Annotated in this window: 17 protein-coding genes and 1 pseudogene; 12 read left to right on the forward strand and 6 right to left on the reverse strand. The window is 51.1% G+C overall.

What is annotated here, in order from left to right; translation table 11 throughout:
- The first annotated feature begins 82 nt into the window (after positions 1–82).
- Positions 83–2434 (forward strand): RNA polymerase recycling motor HelD, encoded by a 2352-nt coding sequence (gene helD / locus MHI45_RS33250; protein WP_341118629.1) that lies wholly within the window; start codon positions 83–85, stop codon positions 2432–2434.
- A gap of 225 nt (positions 2435–2659) precedes the next feature.
- Positions 2660–3940, forward strand: coding sequence for an MFS transporter (locus MHI45_RS33255; RefSeq protein ID WP_341118630.1), 1281 nt, complete (start codon positions 2660–2662; stop codon positions 3938–3940).
- Between the two features lie 37 nt (positions 3941–3977).
- On the opposite strand, the gene MHI45_RS33260 is transcribed toward MHI45_RS33255, so the two are convergent.
- From MHI45_RS33260 to fsa, 3 genes are all read right to left on the reverse strand, one after another.
- Entirely contained in the window at positions 3978–5174 is a 1197-nt protein-coding gene (locus MHI45_RS33260; protein ID WP_256718134.1) for an MFS transporter, read from the reverse strand.
- A gap of 11 nt (positions 5175–5185) precedes the next feature.
- The gene (locus tag MHI45_RS33265; RefSeq protein WP_256718135.1) at positions 5186–5629 is read right to left on the reverse strand and encodes a MarR family winged helix-turn-helix transcriptional regulator; all 444 of its coding nucleotides are present in this window, start codon (positions 5627–5629) and stop codon (positions 5186–5188) included.
- Positions 5630–5787: 158 nt separating this feature from the next.
- Positions 5788–6435, reverse strand: coding sequence for a fructose-6-phosphate aldolase (gene fsa, locus MHI45_RS33270; RefSeq protein ID WP_038590710.1), 648 nt, complete (start codon positions 6433–6435; stop codon positions 5788–5790).
- Positions 6436–6709: 274 nt separating this feature from the next.
- Between fsa and MHI45_RS33275 the strand changes: the two genes are divergently transcribed.
- From MHI45_RS33275 to MHI45_RS33285, 3 genes are read left to right on the forward strand one after another with little or no spacing between them, the layout of a single operon-like run.
- Complete coding sequence (locus MHI45_RS33275; RefSeq protein ID WP_144024344.1) at positions 6710–7177, forward strand: hypothetical protein; 468 nt, start codon at positions 6710–6712, stop codon at positions 7175–7177.
- 4 nt (positions 7178–7181) lie between these two features.
- Positions 7182–7715 (forward strand): macro domain-containing protein, encoded by a 534-nt coding sequence (locus MHI45_RS33280; protein WP_256718138.1) that lies wholly within the window; start codon positions 7182–7184, stop codon positions 7713–7715.
- Between the two features lie 39 nt (positions 7716–7754).
- Entirely contained in the window at positions 7755–8231 is a 477-nt protein-coding gene (locus tag MHI45_RS33285) for a GNAT family N-acetyltransferase (protein WP_340898754.1), read from the forward strand.
- A gap of 8 nt (positions 8232–8239) precedes the next feature.
- Here MHI45_RS33285 and MHI45_RS33290 read toward each other — a convergent pair whose 3' ends face one another.
- Positions 8240–8437, reverse strand: a complete 198-nt coding sequence (locus MHI45_RS33290) for a hypothetical protein (RefSeq protein ID WP_076111344.1) — start codon at positions 8435–8437, stop codon at positions 8240–8242.
- Positions 8438–8521: 84 nt separating this feature from the next.
- Between MHI45_RS33290 and rpiA the strand changes: the two genes are divergently transcribed.
- The 5 genes from rpiA (at position 8522) to MHI45_RS33315 (ending at position 14058) form a co-directional block, all read left to right on the forward strand.
- Positions 8522–9202 carry a ribose-5-phosphate isomerase RpiA gene (gene rpiA, locus MHI45_RS33295; protein ID WP_341119139.1) on the forward strand — a complete coding sequence of 227 codons (681 nt, stop codon included), beginning with the start codon at positions 8522–8524 and terminating at the stop codon, positions 9200–9202.
- Positions 9186–9689 carry a VanZ family protein gene (locus MHI45_RS33300; RefSeq protein WP_341118634.1) on the forward strand — a complete coding sequence of 168 codons (504 nt, stop codon included), beginning with the start codon at positions 9186–9188 and terminating at the stop codon, positions 9687–9689. The genes rpiA and MHI45_RS33300 overlap by 17 nt, the downstream gene beginning before the upstream one ends.
- Positions 9690–9783: 94 nt before the next feature.
- Entirely contained in the window at positions 9784–10224 is a 441-nt protein-coding gene (locus tag MHI45_RS33305) for a GNAT family N-acetyltransferase (RefSeq protein ID WP_076111347.1), read from the forward strand.
- Between the two features lie 226 nt (positions 10225–10450).
- Positions 10451–10903: a MarR family winged helix-turn-helix transcriptional regulator gene (locus MHI45_RS33310; RefSeq protein ID WP_038590729.1), complete on the forward strand. Its 453-nt coding sequence runs from the start codon at positions 10451–10453 to the stop codon at positions 10901–10903.
- Entirely contained in the window at positions 10900–14058 is a 3159-nt protein-coding gene (locus MHI45_RS33315; RefSeq protein ID WP_076111348.1) for an MMPL family transporter, read from the forward strand. Before MHI45_RS33310 ends, MHI45_RS33315 begins: the two co-directional genes overlap by 4 nt.
- Before the next feature lie 263 nt (positions 14059–14321).
- On the opposite strand, the gene MHI45_RS33320 is transcribed toward MHI45_RS33315, so the two are convergent.
- Positions 14322–14996, reverse strand: a complete 675-nt coding sequence (locus MHI45_RS33320; protein ID WP_076111349.1) for a tetratricopeptide repeat protein — start codon at positions 14994–14996, stop codon at positions 14322–14324.
- A 176-nt stretch (positions 14997–15172) separates the two neighbouring features.
- Between MHI45_RS33320 and MHI45_RS33325 the strand changes: the two genes are divergently transcribed.
- Together MHI45_RS33325 and MHI45_RS33330 are read left to right on the forward strand one after the other, a co-directional pair.
- Positions 15173–16168: an aldo/keto reductase gene (locus MHI45_RS33325; protein WP_179091769.1), complete on the forward strand. Its 996-nt coding sequence runs from the start codon at positions 15173–15175 to the stop codon at positions 16166–16168.
- Between the two features lie 175 nt (positions 16169–16343).
- Complete coding sequence (locus MHI45_RS33330; RefSeq protein WP_179091770.1) at positions 16344–16505, forward strand: hypothetical protein; 162 nt, start codon at positions 16344–16346, stop codon at positions 16503–16505.
- An 85-nt stretch (positions 16506–16590) separates the two neighbouring features.
- Here MHI45_RS33330 and MHI45_RS33335 read toward each other — a convergent pair.
- Positions 16591–17491 (reverse strand): annotated as a pseudogene (locus tag MHI45_RS33335) (manganese catalase family protein).
- Positions 17492–17543: the final 52 nt, after the last annotated feature.

Raw genomic sequence — 17543 nt, forward strand, 5'->3', positions numbered from 1 at the left:
ATTGTAAAAAATGCATAATTATTCAAAATAATTATACCATGGGTAAAAATAAATGTCAACCTTCCAAAGGGGATGAAATGCAGTGGAGAAACATGATAGTGAGTGGAAAGAGGAGCAGGAGCGGGTAACGGGTATAACGAAGCTGCTTAAGAGCCATATCCGGCAGTTGTCTGAAGAGCTGGGTCTGCACCGCAGCGATGTTGTGGATATGCGCAAAGATTTCTGGGAAGAGGTCACGGTTAACTTCAGCAGCCCGGATGATCTGGGCGAGACTTCAACCAGTCTGCGGCAGCAGGCGCAAATATTAAATGAACGCGAGCGCCATCATCTGCAGTCAAGCAAAGCGCTCAAAAAATATAAAAAGCTTGTGGTGTCTCCCTATTTTGGACGAATTGATTTCTCTGAGACTCCGGATGGAGAGGTAGAGAAGATCTATCTCGGAATTGGTTCCCTGATGGAGGATAACGGCAGCTTCCTGATTTATGATTGGCGGGCCCCAATCTCAAGTCTGTATTATGACGGAGCGCCAGGTCCGGCGGCCTATGATACACCTGGAGGACTCGTGAGCGGTACGATGGAACTGAAACGGCAGTTCGTAATTGATGACGGGGTCATCGAAGTGATGTTTGATACCGGAGTAACCATCGGGGATGAATTGCTTCAACAGGTGCTAAGCCACAGCGCGGACGACCGGATGAAGAGCATTGTAGCGACGATTCAGAAGGAACAGAATGCGGTAATCCGCAACGATAAAAGCCGGATGCTGGTTGTCCAGGGTGCTGCCGGAAGCGGTAAAACCTCAGCAGCCCTGCAGCGGGTCGCCTATCTGCTCTATAAATACCGTGAGGTGCTGCAAGCCGATCAAATGCTGCTGTTCTCACCAAATCCGCTGTTCAACAGTTATGTCTCCACGGTTCTTCCGGAGCTTGGTGAAGAGAATATGCAGCAGACAACGTTCCAGATGTATCTGGAGCACCGGCTGGGCCACGAATTTCAACTGGAGGATGTCTTCAGCCAGACGGAAAGTTTGCTGAATACACCTGACGGACCGGAAGCCTCAGTGCGCAGAGAAGGGATCGGGTATAAATCATCAGTGGCTTTTCTGGATGCCATCCGCCGTTATGTGAATCTGCTGGAGCATGAAAGCATGCAATTCAAGCCGTTGATGTTCCAGGGCAGGGCGATCGTTGGAAAAGATGAGATGGAGCAGCAGTTCTACAGCTACGATTCCAATATCAAGCTGGCGAACCGGATTGATCTGATGACAGGCTGGCTGCTCAAGAAGATTGCTGCGTTCAGCATGGAGGAGCGGAGTGCCCAATGGGTCGAAGACCAGATTGAGCTGCTGGATTCCAGTGAATATCAACGTGCTTACCAGATGATGCGGCGCAAGGGTGGCGGCCATAACGAGAGCTTTGATGATTTCGATACTGAAAAAAGCCTGCTCGCCCGGTATATCGTCAGCCAGCGGCTGAAGCCGCTGCGCGGATGGACCAAACGGGGGCGGTTTGTCGATGTTAAAGGGCTGTACAGCCGGTTGTTTACTGACCGGGAGCTAATGGAAACCCTCAACAACAGCAATACTTTGCCGGAGGTTTGGGATGAGATTTGCAGACAAACGCTGCAATCTATAGGGGCCAACGAGCTGGCATATGAGGACGCAACGCCGTTTCTATATTTAAAGGAGCTGAGCCAGGGCTTCCGGACCAATACGCTAATTCGTCATGTCATTGTGGATGAAGTGCAGGACTATTCTCCGTTCCAGCTGGAATTTATGCGCCGCCTGTTTCCGCGGGCCAAGATGACGGTGCTTGGGGACCTGAATCAGGCGATTTATGCCCAGGGCGAGGTGCTTGGCGACCTGGCAGGACTGGTGAGTATTTACGGCGAGGAGAATACCGAGGTGATTTCTCTAACCCGCAGCTATCGTTCGACTTATGAAATTGTTGAGTTCACACGGGCGATGATTCCAGGGGGAGAGCGGATCGTTCCTTTCAACCGCAGCGGGGAAACGCCACAGCTTACCGTTGTCGAAAGTGAGCCGCAGCTGCTTGCCTCGGTCGAGCAGGATATTCTTAATCTCCATGCGGAGGGCTATCACTATGTGGCAGTCATCTGCAAAACGGCGGAGGAGAGCGCACGTGTACATGCCGGGCTGCAAAACAGGCTGCCGGTAAGACACGTGACAAAGGAGACGCCTAATTTTCAAAAAGGGACTCTGGTGCTGCCCGCATACTTAGCCAAGGGCGTGGAATTTGATGCAGTCATTATTTATGACGGCTCAGCGGAGAGGTATGGCAGAGAGAGCGAGCGTAAGCTGTTTTATACTGCTTGTACCCGGGCGATGCATTTGCTGCATATCTATAGCCTGGGGGCACCCAATCATTTCCTTCCGGCCGCCGTACGTGAGTCTGTAACCGCCGGTTCGCTGTGAGCTGAATAACATCATATTGGCCGTTCTCGCACCTGATGCGGGAACGGCTTTTTAAAATATAGAATTTATATGCTTCACGCTATAAATTATCCTTCTATTTCTCGCTGAAACGGATACTGTCCTTTTGAGGACGGCGAAGCCGTTTCCACTTGCTGGGATGCATACCGGGTCTGCTAATAAACCACAATAAAGGAGACTGTGAACGATAACAAAGGTGGTCAATCCATGAAGGACAGAAAATGGGATCTGGCAGCTCTGGCTTCCATTCCGCTTATTATGACGCTAGGCAACTCCATGCTGCTGCCGATTCTGCCGCAAATCTCCCGGGAGCTGAAGATTAGCTCTTTTCAGGTTAGTATGCTGATCACACTATACGGCCTGATGGCCATTCTGATGATTCCGGTGGCGGGTTATCTGTCTGATCGTTACGGGCGGAAAAAGGTTATTCTGCCGAGTCTGCTCATTGCTGCGGCCGGAGGAGCAGTTTGTGTCGCTGCTGCCTGGTTCACAAAAGGGATGACCGCTTACTGGATCATTCTTGGCGGGCGTGTGCTGCAGGGCATTGGAGCAGCCGGAGCCTTTCCAATTGTGCTTCCTTTTGTTGGCGATTTGTTCAAGGATGAAAAGGTGGTCAGCAAAAGCCTAGGACTTATCGAGACCTCAAATACTTTCGGCAAGGTGCTTAGCCCGATTCTCGGTGCTTATTTAGGGTTGCTGCTCTGGTATGCGCCTTTTATTGCCATTCCTGTACTGTGTGTGGTCTCGTTTCTGCTTGTTTTATTTCTGGTCCGTAAGCCAGAAGAGCAGGAAGAGGCTGAGAAGACCTCCGTCCGGCAGTTTTTATCGGGCATTGCGGATATTTTACGCCAGCATGGGCGTTGGCTGTATGCCATCTTTGCCATTGGCGGCATTTGCATGTTCGTAACCTTTGGTGTGCTCTTTTATTTATCGGAGACACTTGAGGCGAAATACAACCTTCATGGTGCCATGAAAGGTTTTGTATTGGCTATTCCGCTGGCGCTGCTGTGTCTATCCTCCTTTGGCGGCGGCAAGATCATCGGGCGGAACAAGTCAATGATGAAATGGCTGGGCTTCAGCGGGATGGTATTGTTGACAGCGGCGATGGTTATTGCCGGATTCAGCAAAAGCATTTATATGATTATCGGGTTCCTTAGTCTGGGCGGGATTGGAATCGGCGCAGCGTTGCCATGTCTCGATGCGCTGATTACTGAAGGGATTGAGCAGGAAAAGCGGGGCACCATCACCTCCCTTTACAGCAGCATGCGATTCATCGGCGTGTCGCTGGGACCGCCGGTGGTGTCGCTGCTGATGACACGGGGGCATTGGGTGCTGTTTGGTACGATGGCCGGAGTGGGGGCAGTCGGCGGACTGTTGACATTGTTCGCCGTGACGCCCAACAAAGGAGAAAAAGGGGAAAAGGGCCAATCGGGTACAAAAAGATTGTCCGAACGGATACCACAGATCTGGCCGCAGCGCGCCCGGTAGTTATACTACTGTTATTTTGCTGACGGCCGACTAGAAATTAAGCAGAGGTGACGGCGGTCCGGTTGCTTCTCCGTCTGATGGAGAGATATGCAATATAAACCATCAGCAGAAGTGCGGGAGCCATTGCAGAATAGCGGTACATGACCGCATACGTGTTATACAACGCAACAGATCCGAGGAGCATCGTGCCGATTGCTACACCAAGATCCAGTGAGTTGAAGAACATGCCGTTGGCCATTCCCCGCTGGCGTGTATCAACGGACTGAATCATCCAGGTTTGCAGGGCAGGCTGCATGGATCCGAACCCGATCCCGTAGCATAAAGCAGCGGGGAACAGGGCGGCTGTCGATGAGGCGAAGGAGAGCAGCAGCAATCCGCCGATGATGAACAGGCTGCCGGGAATTAGCAGGGCAGCTGGACCGAAACGGTCATAAATTTTGCCTGACAATGGACGAATGATAACAATGGCAACAGCGTTAAACAGAAAGAAATAGGCGATATGTTCCAAATGGGCTTCTTTGCCGTAAAGAGCGAGAAAGCCCAGCAGTCCGCCGTATGACACGGACAGCAGTAAGTTCAGCAGGCATGGGATAAACAGCCTGCGAAATGCCCCGCCTTTGAAATCCGCTGCCGGAACCGCAGCGGGTTCCTTGTGCTGACCCGGAAGCACTGCTGTCAGGCGGTAGCCAAGCGGGAAGATTAGCGCCAGTGCGGCCGCGGTAACAAGCAGCAATGAGCCGAACCCGGGACCCTGCAGCAGGCTTAGACCGATCAATGGACCGGCAGACATCGCCAGGCTTGTCGATAAGCCGAAATAGCCCATACCTTCACCCATCCGGCGAATCGGGATCACATCCGAAGCCATTGTCGGAAAGGCGGTGCTGGCCATCCCGAAGCCGATCCCGAAGAGCATGCGCATAAGCAGCAGTACGGTTATGCTTCCGGCCCAGTAATAACCGGTGACGGCTACAAGTGATACGGCCAGCCCGAGGAAGATCAGCAGGTTGCGGCCGCCTTTCTCCATGGCCTTGGCTGAGAACAGCCGTGAAGCGATGGCGCTAAGCGCAAATAAGCTGGTGACCAGGCTAACCTGCACAGAAGAGGCGTTCAAGGATTCTTCGGCATAGGCAGGGAGAGTGGAGAGTGTCATTTGCAGTCCTGTAAACAGCAGCAGGTTGCAAATTGTCAGCAGAATAAACGATTTTGTCCAGAGACGATCAGATGTTGTGTTCAATACCATTGCTCCTATTCTTGGTGAGAATTTCCAGTGTTGTGATAGATCTGCTCCAGCATAACGCGAAGCTCTTCAATCTTTTCCGGTGAAAGTCCGGCAACCGCTGCTTGGATCGTCTGCTGCTCCAGAGCGATTGTGCTTTCGATCAGCGTCTGCCCCTCAAGGGTGGGATACAGCAGAAAGGCCCGCCGGTCGCTGGGACTTGTTGATTTTGTAATAAAACCTTTCTTCTGAAGCAGCTCTACGATCCGCGCAGTTGTGGGTTGATCTTTGGCTGCCGCAGCGGCAACTTCCTTCTGGTTAATACCTTCACGGTCAACAATCATTAACAGGACAGACCATTGTTCGGGGGTAATATCGTAAGGCTTCAAGGCCCGGGCAAATGCATTGGATATCCTCCGGTGGGTGGACCCGAGCAAGAATCCGAGGAATTGCTGCGGAGAGGAATTAGACAAAAGAATCATCCTTTCTAAAAATACTTGTTATAACAACTATAATCAAGACAAGTAAATTAGTCAACCGGACGCAAAAAACACCCCATAGAAATGTATCGGACCCATTATGATCCAATAAGATTTCCACGAGGTGCTTTATGTTAATAGCAGCAGCTGTATTATACTTGCGGAACTTTCTCCCAATCTTTCAGGAAGCGTTCGATACCGTTATCTGTAAGCGGGTGTTTCCAAAGAGAAGGCAGCAAGGAGCCCGGGATTGTTGCAATGTGCGCGCCGGCGATTGCCGCTTGCTCTACATGTGCGATGTTGCGGATACTGGCTGCGATAATTTCCGAAGTCAGGCCGTAGTTGGTCAGGATGGTCTTCAGATCCTTGATCAATTTCATGCCGTCTACGCCGATATCGTCCAGACGTCCGACAAACGGGCTGATATAGGTTGCGCCGGCTTTGGCAGCCATGAGGCCTTGAGCCGCGGAGAATACTAGGGTAACGTTAGTCTTGATGCCCTTTTTGGTCAATTCGTAGCAGGCTTCCAGACCATCTTCGGTCATAGGCAGCTTGATTACGACATTGGGTGCCCACTCAGCAATTTCATAGGCTTCCTTAAGCATTTCTTCTGCTGTAAGGCCAATGACTTCCGCGCTGACAGGACCAGGCACAATAGCAACGATTTCTTTGATTACATCTTTGAACAATCTGCCTTCTTTGGCGATCAGTGACGGATTCGTCGTCACGCCATCCACTAAACCGAGGCGGGTAATACGTTTAATTTCTTCAATATTTCCGGTATCCAAGAAAAACTTCATTGTAAATTTCCTCCCTTGATTTCTTATGGATTGACAAACAGTATGCACAACTTCATTATGGATCATGCCACAGAAAGTTTCAACTGTTAATATGAATATTTCAAAATAACTTTATAGAATATACATCGCTTTCAGTTAGGACCGGCGTCCTTAATCATGAAGATTTCCTGTGAAAAAAGAAACTCAGCCCATTTTGACCATTCCCGGGCATGTTCTCTCCATGATAATATAGAAACGGTATTGTTGATTTTCTGAAGAATGGCGGGTGACAGAAATGATTACTGTAGTTGGGGGCGTCGTGTTGTTTCTGTTGTTTGCTGCAGGACTGCTTGCCTACCAGAGCAGCCGGATGATTTCCGAGCGGGAGGCGAGTGAATCTGCCGCACCTACCGGTTCACTGATGTACTCCGTAGTTAATCAAGCGTTCGCAGAACATGAAGAACGGCCGGAGGCGGTTCCGTTATTTCAGTTCACTGTGCTTTCCGGACCGGGAGAACAGCTCGCTAAGGGAGAAAAGGGTACGACTTCCGCTTTATGCCGTGTACCGGCCGGCACGGGAGAGATGGTTCTGACCGACGCGGAGAATTGGATGAGAAGCAACATCCGCAAAGCTTCCATTGAAGGAGCAAGGGTCGTGTTTGCTTCCTTTCCGGAGAAGGCGGACCGCAGGGGAGAGAAAGAGCTGATTCGGAACTTGGAGGTTACGGCAAGAGAGGAGGCCGAACATGCAAATCATCATTAATGATGTGGCGGTATCTGTCCGCGAAGGTGATATTACGTCCTGGCAGGGCGATATGATTGTGAATGCATCCAATTCCGGCCTTTATGGAGGCGGTGGTGTTGATGGAGCGATCCACCGGGCTGCCGGACCACGAATTGCTGAGGAATGTGCGGTAATCCGCCAGAAGCAGGGAGGCTGTCTGCCTGGTGAGGCGGCATTAACGAGTGCAGGCAGGCTGCCTTTGCTGGGCATTATACATACAGTAGGGCCGATTTGGAAAGGCGGGAGCGCCGGGGAAGCCGATACTTTGGCCAAATGTTATGCCAGCAGCCTCGACTTGGCGTGCTTAAAGGGTGCGAGGAGCATAGCCTTTCCGAATATCAGCACCGGGGTTTATAATTTCCCTAAAGTGTTGGCCTGTGAAATTGCGCTTCATACGGTCATTGAGTATGTGGTGGCCCAGGATTCCCGGTTGCTGCCGCTGAAAGAGATCTCATTTATTTGCTTTGAGAAGGGTAACGCTGAATTATATGAGGAAACGCTTAAAAATTATATATAGCTGGACTTGCGCTATGGTTGAAGTGGAGGAGAGACGGTAATGACGTCTATAACTGATGTTAATTTTGTTGTAGTTGATCCCGGGAACACGGATTTGCGTTCGTTAATTGACCGTCTGGATGAGGATCTGAAATCCCGCTATCCGCATGAGACCATTTACGTTGTGGATTTCACCGATCCGAAGGTAAAAGAGATGACTTTCGTGGTAGCTTATCAAGGAGAGAAGCCGGTCGGCTGCGGAGCGCTGCGCCCGCTTGACCCGGACAGTGCGGTGATGGAGCTCAAGCGTTTCTATGTGGACCCGGGCAGCCGCAAGCAAGGAATAGCCAACAAGATGCTGCTGGATCTTGAGGCGAAGGCCATTAGTGCCGGCTGCCGGGAAATCCGGCTGGAGACGGGCATCAAACAGCCGGAAGCCATTGCACTCTACGTGAAGCATGGCTATCGGCCGATTGATTTGTTCGGACCTTATATTGGCGATCCGGATAGTTTATGTTACGGTAAGGAACTCTTCTAATCTGATGTTCAAGCGTGGTATTTGCCTGCAGGGGCATTCAGCACCCATTCCAGCATCAGCATCATATCCTCCAGCCGGGTAAGCTGGGCGGTTAGGGCTTCGCGTTGCGGGCTGTCCTCGGCCAGTGGTGTCAAACGTGACTCCAGAGACCTGCGTTGGAGTGTTAATTCATTGATTTTGGACTGAATCTGATTTTCGGTTCTCATCCGGAATCCTCCTGGTGATGATAATTTTATAATGTAAAGCTATTTCATTATTATAACGGATAATATGGAGGTATTAAAATGAGTATCAATGTAAAGCAGCTGGCTGCGGAAAAAGCCGTGGAGTATGTGGAAGACGGAATGAAGGTTGGCCTCGGCACAGGTTCCACCGCATATTGGGCCATCCGCAAGCTGGGTGAACGAGTGCAGCAGGGACTTAAGATTACCGCAGTAGCTACCTCACGTGCTTCGGAGGAGCAGGCCCGCGAGCTGGGCATTCCACTGGTTGCATTTGGTGATGTTGACCACCTGGATTTGACGATTGACGGAGCGGATGAACTCGATGGCCGGCTTCAACTGATCAAAGGCGGCGGCGGTGCCTTGCTGCGCGAAAAGATCGTGGCCATGGGCAGCACACGCATGATTGTGGTGGCGGATGAGAGCAAAGCGGTAGAAACGCTGGGCAAGTTTCCGCTGCCGGTTGAGATCGTTCCCTTCGCTTGGGAATGGACAGTCGCTGAACTAGCCAAGCTGGGCTGCAAGCCGGAGCTGCGGCGGAGCGGCGATGAATTGTACAAGACAGACAACGGCAATTACATTGCGGACTGCCGGTTTGAAGCGATTGCTTCCGCTCCTGAACTTGCGATGTCTCTGCAGGGCATTCCGGGCGTTGTTGAACACGGCTTGTTCATTGGAATTGCCGCTCTGGCCATTATCGGCAAGAAGGACGGCAGCATCGAGATAGTGGAAGGTGAAAGCAATCTCTAGTCCGCGTAAGACGCAGAAGCCCGGAAACCGTTCCGTCCGGGGAAAACTTCAGCCGAAGCCGCGCCGGATATGGGCGTGGATGCTGCTAATGCTGTACTGTGCAGCCGTTGTGTACTGGATGTTTATCGGTTTTGGCCGTGTCGTTCATCCGGACGGACCGCTACAATATAATCTGGAGCCGCTGCGGACCATAAAACTCTATTTTGATTTGGACAATGGGGTGCCCTTCTCCGGCCGGCTGGTGAATCTGCTGGGAAACGTCGCCGTGTTCATTCCCTTTGGCCTCCTGCTGCCGCTGCTGAAGCAGCGGCTTAACTCCATGTTTGGGTTAACCTTACATATGGCTTTATGGATATTGCTGCTGGAATCCATGCAAATGCTGCTGCGTGTCGGCAGCTTTGATATTGACGATTTGCTGCTTAACTTGCTGGGTGTGTGGATAGGTTATATTTTTCTTCATTTGGCATGGGGTAAATCGTTAAACTAAAGTTTCACAAAACTTAAGCGTATGCTTTCGAAGTGAGTTTTGTACGAAGTATTATCAGGAAGCTATGCTCACAAAACTTTTAGGAGGTTTAAAAATGCTGATAGATCTGAAGCATCTCGTGGGTTCTCCCGAGGTGGACGAGCTGCTGGCTTATGCTGTTATTGATGAACCGGATGCACTGCAGCGCACTTCAGCCGAATATAGCGCACAGGCTGCACTGCAGCTGTGCGGCTGGGAAGAGGAAGGTCTGCTGCTGGGGCTGGTGGGCTTTGAAGAAACGGAAGACGGCTCACTGGACATCCGCCATATCGCCGTACTGCCAGAAAACAGGGGCAAAGGGTATGCGCGCGGAATGATTCTTGAGCTGCTAACTGCGCGTCAGCCCCGTTACCTGCTGGCAGAAACTGAAGACGAAATAGCTGCTGACTTCTACCGCAGCCTTGGGTTCATGGTGTACAGCCTGGGTGAAAATGCCGCAGGAATCGAAATGTTCCGCTGTGTATATGAGGTTGAGGAGTCTGAAGACGAAGGATAACCGAGAATAGGCTAAGGGGAAAAGAGAGAATTCTCACCTCCTTCCGGCAAACAGCCATTTACGCATGTCACCCGTGCGGAATGGCTGTTTTTGTTATGCAAAATGCAAATTAGCCGCTGCTGGAACACGGAAAGGAACATATTGACTTTTTGGGCGGCAGACCATATAGTTTTACTGTGAAACAGTTTCATACGTGAACTATTAATAGTGTTGGGAGGTTTGAATTTTGAAAGAAGAGGCGGAACACTGGATCAACCGCTATTTGGATGCATACATGGTGGTGACTAGGCAGATTAGCGCCCGTGTCAAGGAGCGGATTCCGGAAGGACTGACCAATGACCAGTTTATTATTCTCCGGCTGATAAACAGTCAGGAGCTTTGTACTTCCACATTTCTGGCCGAGGCGGTTGCGGTAGGCAAGAGTTCGATAACGGCAATTATTAACCGGCTGGACGAAGCTGGACTGATTCAGCGGACCCGGGACGAGAATGACCGCCGCCAGGTATATCTGACACTCACGGAGCATGGGAAGAGTGTGCATCAGACCGCCGAGAAGCAGGTTCAGGAAGTGATCTCTCCCTATCTGTTTGATTTTGAGGAAAAGGACATTGAGAAATTTATTACCATGTTTGAGAAGCTTGCATTTTTAATGCATGAAACAGGAGGGAGAAACAATTGAAGACCATACTGAAAGCTAGATGGGCTGTAATTACAGTCTGGCTGGCTGTAGCAGTAGTGTTATTTTTGACGGCGCCGGCGATGTCGGATCTGGTGCGCGAGAAGGGGCAGATTGCTGTTCCGGATGGCTACACCTCTTCGAGAGCGGCCGAGATTATGAGAGAGGTGGCTGACGCCAAGGGCGGTGAGACGCTGCACCAGGTTGCCCTTGTTTTTAATAAGCCGGGTGGACTGAGCGCAGAAGATACGGAGAGCATTAAGCAGGGCGTTGAGCAGCTTGCGGCGAGCAAGGAATCGCTGAAGCTGGATTCCATTACCGACCCCTTTTCTCAAACCGAATTAAAGGATACGCTGATTGCGAAGGACGGGAAGACCATTATGGTCGCACTGTCGGTAAAAGGCGGAGAAGAAGTGGTCAAGGAGCTCCCCGCTAAAGTAGCAGCCCTGTTAAGTGATGTAACAGCCGGTCATTATCTGACCAGCGAAGGACTGATCACGGAAGATACCATTGTCAGCTCAGAGGAAGGGCTGAAGAAATCGGAGTATATTACCGTTGTATTTATTCTCTTGATCCTGTTCGTTGTATTCCGTTCGTTCGTTGCGCCGTTTGTGCCGCTGCTTACGGTCGGACTGAGCTATATTGTATCGCAATCGGTTGTGGCTTTTCTGGTGGACCGGTTTGATTTTCCGTTATCCACATTTACGCAGATCTTTATGGTGGCCGTACTGTTCGGGATCGGGACGGATTACTGCATCCTGCTGATCAGCCGGTTTAAGGAAGAGCTGGCAACCTCTGAGGATACGAAAAGTGCGATTATCACGACCTACCGCAAAGCGGGGGGGACAGTATTCTATTCCGGTCTTGCGGTATTTGTAGGGTTCCTGGCCATTGGGTTGTCCAAATTCATGCTGTACCGTTCTGCGGTTGCAGTGGCCGTAGGGATTGCCGTGATGATGCTGGCGCTCGTGACTGTCGTTCCATTCTTTATGGCGGTATTGGGCAAAAGGATGTTCTGGCCATCCCGCGGGAAGCTGGAGCACAGCGAAAGCCGTATCTGGGGGGCTGCCGGTTCCTTCTCCTTAAAAAGACCGTGGGCTGCTTTGCTGATTGTAGCTGCGGTAGTGGTGCCGTTCCTGGTCACTTATGGCGGCAAGCTGTCCTTTAACAGCATGGACGAAATCGGCTCCAACTACGCATCGGTTAAAGGCTTCAACATTATCTCCGAGAGCTTTGGGCCGGGAGAATCGATGCCCGGCAAAATAATCATCAAAAATGATGACCGTATGGATACTCCTGAATATATGGGTCTGGCTGAAAAAATCAGCCGTGAGCTGGAAAAGGTCGACGGCGTCAAAGCTGTGCGCAGCATGTCGCGTCCTACGGGGGAACAGATCAATGACTTCCTGATCCCGACTCAAGTGGCTACACTGTCAGAGGGTCTGGATCAGAGCAATGAAGGGCTTACGAAGATTCAAACGGGGCTTGCGCAAGCAAGTAAGCAGCTAAGTGACAACGAGCCGAAGTTGAACGAAGCCGTATCGGGCAGCGCGAAGCTGACGGAGGGCACAGCTGAGCTGAAACAAGGTATCGCCGCGCTGGGCGATGGACTTTCCCGTATAGAGAACGGCATTAAAAGCGGATCAGCGGGAGCAGGTGAGATCAAAGCCGGTCTGGCGCAGGCAGCAGCCAGCGCGGAGCAGCTTGCGGACGCCAATGCTGCACTACTGGCAGGCTACAAGCAAATCGGCACGGGGCTGACCGCATTGGACGGAGGCGTTGCAGGGCTGCAAACCCAGCTCCAGGGCGTGGCTGCTGCACTTACCGGGCTGGATACTTCCTTCAAAGGCCTGGAAGCCAGCCATCCTGATCTTCTGCAGGATGTTGATTACCAGACGATTAAAGGAACGGTAACGCAAACCGGCACGGGTACAGCCCAGCTTGCCGCAGGACTTGGACAGATTTCAGGTCAGCTAAAAGCTGCAGCTGCCGGTCTGAACAAGGCTAACACCGGATATGCCAAGGCCGTTGCCGGTCAAACGGCGCTGGCACAAGGTCTGGGCAAGCTTGTCGCCGGAATCGGCCAGCTGCAGACGGGCCTGAATCAAGCGGCGGCGGGGCAAGGGCAAATTGTCGATCGCATTCCTTCGATCACAAACGGGCTCGACCAGCTGCAGGGCGGCCAGCAGCAGCTTGCTGACGGGTTCGGCCAGCTTACCGGACAAATCGGCCAGCTTACAGACGGTTTGAATGACAGTGCGGATGGCCTGAAGCAAATCACCGGCGGGCTGAATTCTGCTCAAGCGTACCTGGGGCAAATTCAGGAGGCCAAAGATGATGAGCTGAGCGGATTCTTCGTACCGTCTGAGGCGCTGGAAGCCGAGGGCATCCAGCAGATTTTTGATACGTACCTGGCAGGTGACGGCAAGGTGATGACGCTGGATGTTGTTTTCGCCGAGAATCCCTATAGTTCCGAAGCGATTGACAGCATTGGAGATATTCAGGCTGCCGTGGACCGGGCTGTGAAGGGCACGAAGCTGGAGAATGCGGAGACCGCGATCAGCGGAGTGACCAGCACCCATAGCGATCTGCAGAAGATTTCCAATGAGGATTACTCGCGGACCGTTATCCTGATGCTGGGCGGTATTTTCATCATTCTGGTATTATTGCTTCGATCGATTATCATGCCGATTTATCTGATAGTTTCACTCGTTATCACATACTTTACGGCGCTGGGAATTACGGAAGCCATCTTTGTGAATCTGCTGAATTATTCCGGAATTACCTGGACTACTCCATTCTTCAGCTTCGTTATGCTGATTGCGCTTGGGGTGGATTACAGCATCTTCCTGATGGCCCGCTTTAATGAGAACAAGACCTGGGATGTGCGTGAAGCGATCCTGCATGCCATGCGCAATATGGGGACAGTCATTCTGTCGGCTGTAGTGATCCTGGGCGGAACCTTTGCCTCGATGTATCCTTCCGGCGTATTGTCGATGATGCAGATTGCTACTGTGGTTCTGGCTGGTCTTGCTCTTTATGCACTGGTCTTCCTGCCATTTTTCGTTCCTGTTATGGTACGGATGTTTGGCCGGGCGAACTGGTGGCCGTTTTCTTCGGCATCAGCGGAGGATCAGCCGAAAACATTAGATTTATAAGATTCGGCATGACTTGAATTACAGCAAAGAGCAGGCTTCCGGGACAGTGGAGCTTGCTCTTTGCTGTTTATGAAGAAACAGGGCGAAAAAAATTTATACGTAGAGGTAACCATTCACCACATTCCTAGCTTGAAATGACCGTTCCTGTAAAATAGCATAAAAAAACCTCCGGTATGCACAGGGAGTGCAGAAGCCGGAGGTTTTACATTTTGCGTTAATGATTGCAGGAAGGAATAGGCGTATAATGGAGCCATCCCGGTTATTTATGTACGCAGCTTTGCGAAATAACTGCGCAGCGCCCAGCCGCGTTCCTGGCGTTTCTTGTACTTTGGCAGTGAGCGGTAAATGGCCGTAGATTCGGCAAAAGCGCGTTTGGCGTCTTCATTTCTGCCCAGCGCCTTGTACATAGAGCCGGCCAAATAGTAGGCTTCACTGGAAGAGGACTGAATTTCCTGGAATTGTCCTACATAATAAAGAGCTTTGTCATGGTCGATATTGCGGAAAGTCTCGGCGAGACGGAGATAAGGCTGGCCATATTGTGCTCTGCGGTTGATTTCCAGTCCTTGAAGCATCTGCGCTTCCCCCTCGGGAAGCTGTCCCAGCTTGAGATTCACATAACCAAGCTCCACCCAATATTCGGCGGATTGCTCGTACCGGTCAGCGATCTGCACAAGCAGCTCTTTGGATTCGCTGAAACGTTTGCGTTCGGTTAGCAGCCGGGCCAGTTCGAACTTGGCGGAGACATCATTGGGATTCAGCGAGATGGTTGTCCGCAGCTTGGAAATTTGCCGGCTCCGGCGGAACGGCTTCGTGATGCTTGGAAAGATGCCGACATATCGGCGGTCGAGGAAATACAGAATGACCAGCAGGATGATTAGGGCAAGAAAAGGATTGCCGACCAGATTTAACAGCATGAAAAAACCGAAGATTTTTAACATGAATTCCCTCCATTAATGATTGTGTTTCCATTCTGCAACACGGTTTGTTTGTAGTATGGCGTTGCAGAGCAGGGTAATTATACCATATTTGCTGGTGGATCTGAGCTCTATTTTGGAGTAGTTTTGATTCTGGAGTGATTTTTACTATCTTGGTTCTGAAAGAAGGATGAAACTTGGTGACAGAGACAACAGCAGTAACTTTACGCCCCTTAGGCCAATCATCGTTATCCGTTTCACCGCTCGGGCTGGGCTGCTGGCAGTTCAGCCGGGGAAGCGGAATCGTAGGAAGGTACTGGAGTAATCTTAAGGATGCAGATATCCTTGATATCGTCCGTGTCAGTCTGGAAGGCGGCATGAACTGGGTCGATACCGCAGAGATCTACGGCGGAGGTAAATCAGAAGAGGCGCTTGCCCATGCGCTGGATCAATTGCAGCAGGAGGGCAGTCTCCATGCCAAGCCGCTGATCGCCACCAAATGGTGGCCGATGCTCCGCACAGCGAAATCTATTTCATCTACAATTGATGAACGGCTCACCTGTCTGGGCGGGCGAAGCATCGATCTGTACCAGATTCACCAGCCATTTTCCCTGTCCTCAATAGCCAGTGAAATGAAAGCGATGGCCGGTCTGGTCAAGGATGGCAAAATCCGTTATGCAGGGGTCAGCAACTATTCGGCCCAACAGATGGTGGAGGCGCACAGGATATTGCAGCAGTATGGTCTGACTCTGGTCTCGAACCAGGTGAAATATAATTTGCTGCACCGGAAGATTGATGAGAATGGAACAATGGAAGCGGCGAAGGAGCTGGGCATCTCAATCATTGCATACTCTCCGCTGCAGCAGGGGATTCTGACCGGACGTTTCCATAAGGATCCTTCACAGATCCGTGCAGTTTCGAGGATGCGGCGGATGCAATCCGGTCTGGATGAGAAAAGCCTGGCCCGCAGCAAGCCGCTGATTGATCTATTATCTGTTTTGGCCGAGAAATACAGAGTGACACCGGGCCAGATTGCCCTAAACTGGCTCATACATGTTCACGGGGATACAGTGGTCGCCATTCCAGGCGCTTCCAAGGTCCGGCATGCGGAAGAGAACATCGGGGCCATGAGTTTCCAGCTTGTTAGGGATGAGCTGGAGCAGCTGAATGAAGCTTCTTGGGCAGCCTTGAAATAAATATTCGATACGAAGAAGATTATAGCCTCCGGCCGGATTATCGGCGCGGAGGTTATTTTTTTCCTGAAAGTGCAAAAAAAATGTTTAGGGATGGAAATGATGGGTTAAATAAGAGATAAGAAAATGCGCAACCACGCAAATTCAGGTGCAGATTACGGAAGGAGGTTGAACCTTAATGAATATGACAGTACATAATCTTATGGCTTTCAATCATCAGTATTTTAGACCTCAACCCGTGGTCGAAGCCAAATCTTCCAACTCCGATGACAAGACTCGCAGCTTTCAGGATATTCTGAACGAGAAGCTGAAGACATCAACGAATGAGATGAAGAGATAATTAGGAAGTTTATGACACAGTGATGACAATGAGAGAAGCCGGACAAAGATCCCCCTGCGGGGGTCTTTGTCCGGCTTCTTTGAATTTAGCGGATATTGGCCGCCTGCTGCAGGCGTGCTGCAATGGCGAGGAAATCCTCCTCTGAAAAACCCGGAGCGAATTCTTCCGGTACTTCAGGAGCTTCGGCAATCGGAAATCCTTTAGGGGAGCCTTCAATGACCTCTAAGGGCTGGCCGTCTTCAGGGTGCGGGCCCCTTCCAGATTTGTTTGATCTCTGTGAAATCTCCCTCGCTGTTCGTGTACAGCTTCGTATGAATCCCTTTGGACTCATATTTACGCGTTTCATTAAATGCTTTATTGCTGAGGGAAGGGATTGGAATGAGCTTGCTGACATCTACACCTGTAGCCATTTCCAGCGCTTTGGCGTAGGCCACCACATGCACTCCGCCGCGTACCAGCAAAAACCCGACCACCTCACGGGCAGCCGGATGGTCTGTCATTTCATAAACCTTCATCTTGTGGGTACGGGCGCCGCATTCCAGAAAGAAGTTATGCAGCAAGTCCAGAATCAGATTGCCGCTGTTAAAGACATATTCTCCGCTCCATGGGCGTCCCATGGAATCTACAGGCAATGCGCCTTGGCCACCGCTAAGTGCAAAATAGGTGTTGCGTGCATTTTTGAACGGCTCCAGCGGCGTTTGATCCGGTTCTTTATAGGAGGTGGAGCCGCAGAGGCATTTATTAACTGCATGCGAGACCAGTTCAACATGGCCCAGCTCTTCTGCGGTGATGCTCATGAGCAGATCATAGAACGGCTTGAGCTTTTTTTTGCTGCGGAAATTGAAAGACTGGAACAGGTAATTGTTCAGTGTGGACATCTCCCCGTATTTCCCGCCGAGCAGTTCCTGAACAGCAGCAGCAGCATTGGGGTCGGGGCGTTCAACCTCGGGAATCTCAATAGCAATCTCGTCAAATCTTTTGAACATGGGGGCACCTCACTATGGATTGTTGTTGGCTGACCAGCCATTCCTCGCTCTA

Origin of the sequence: Paenibacillus sp. FSL H3-0321, from assembly GCF_038002865.1 — a bacterium.
In the GTDB taxonomy this organism is placed as follows: domain Bacteria; phylum Bacillota; class Bacilli; order Paenibacillales; family Paenibacillaceae; genus Paenibacillus_AQ.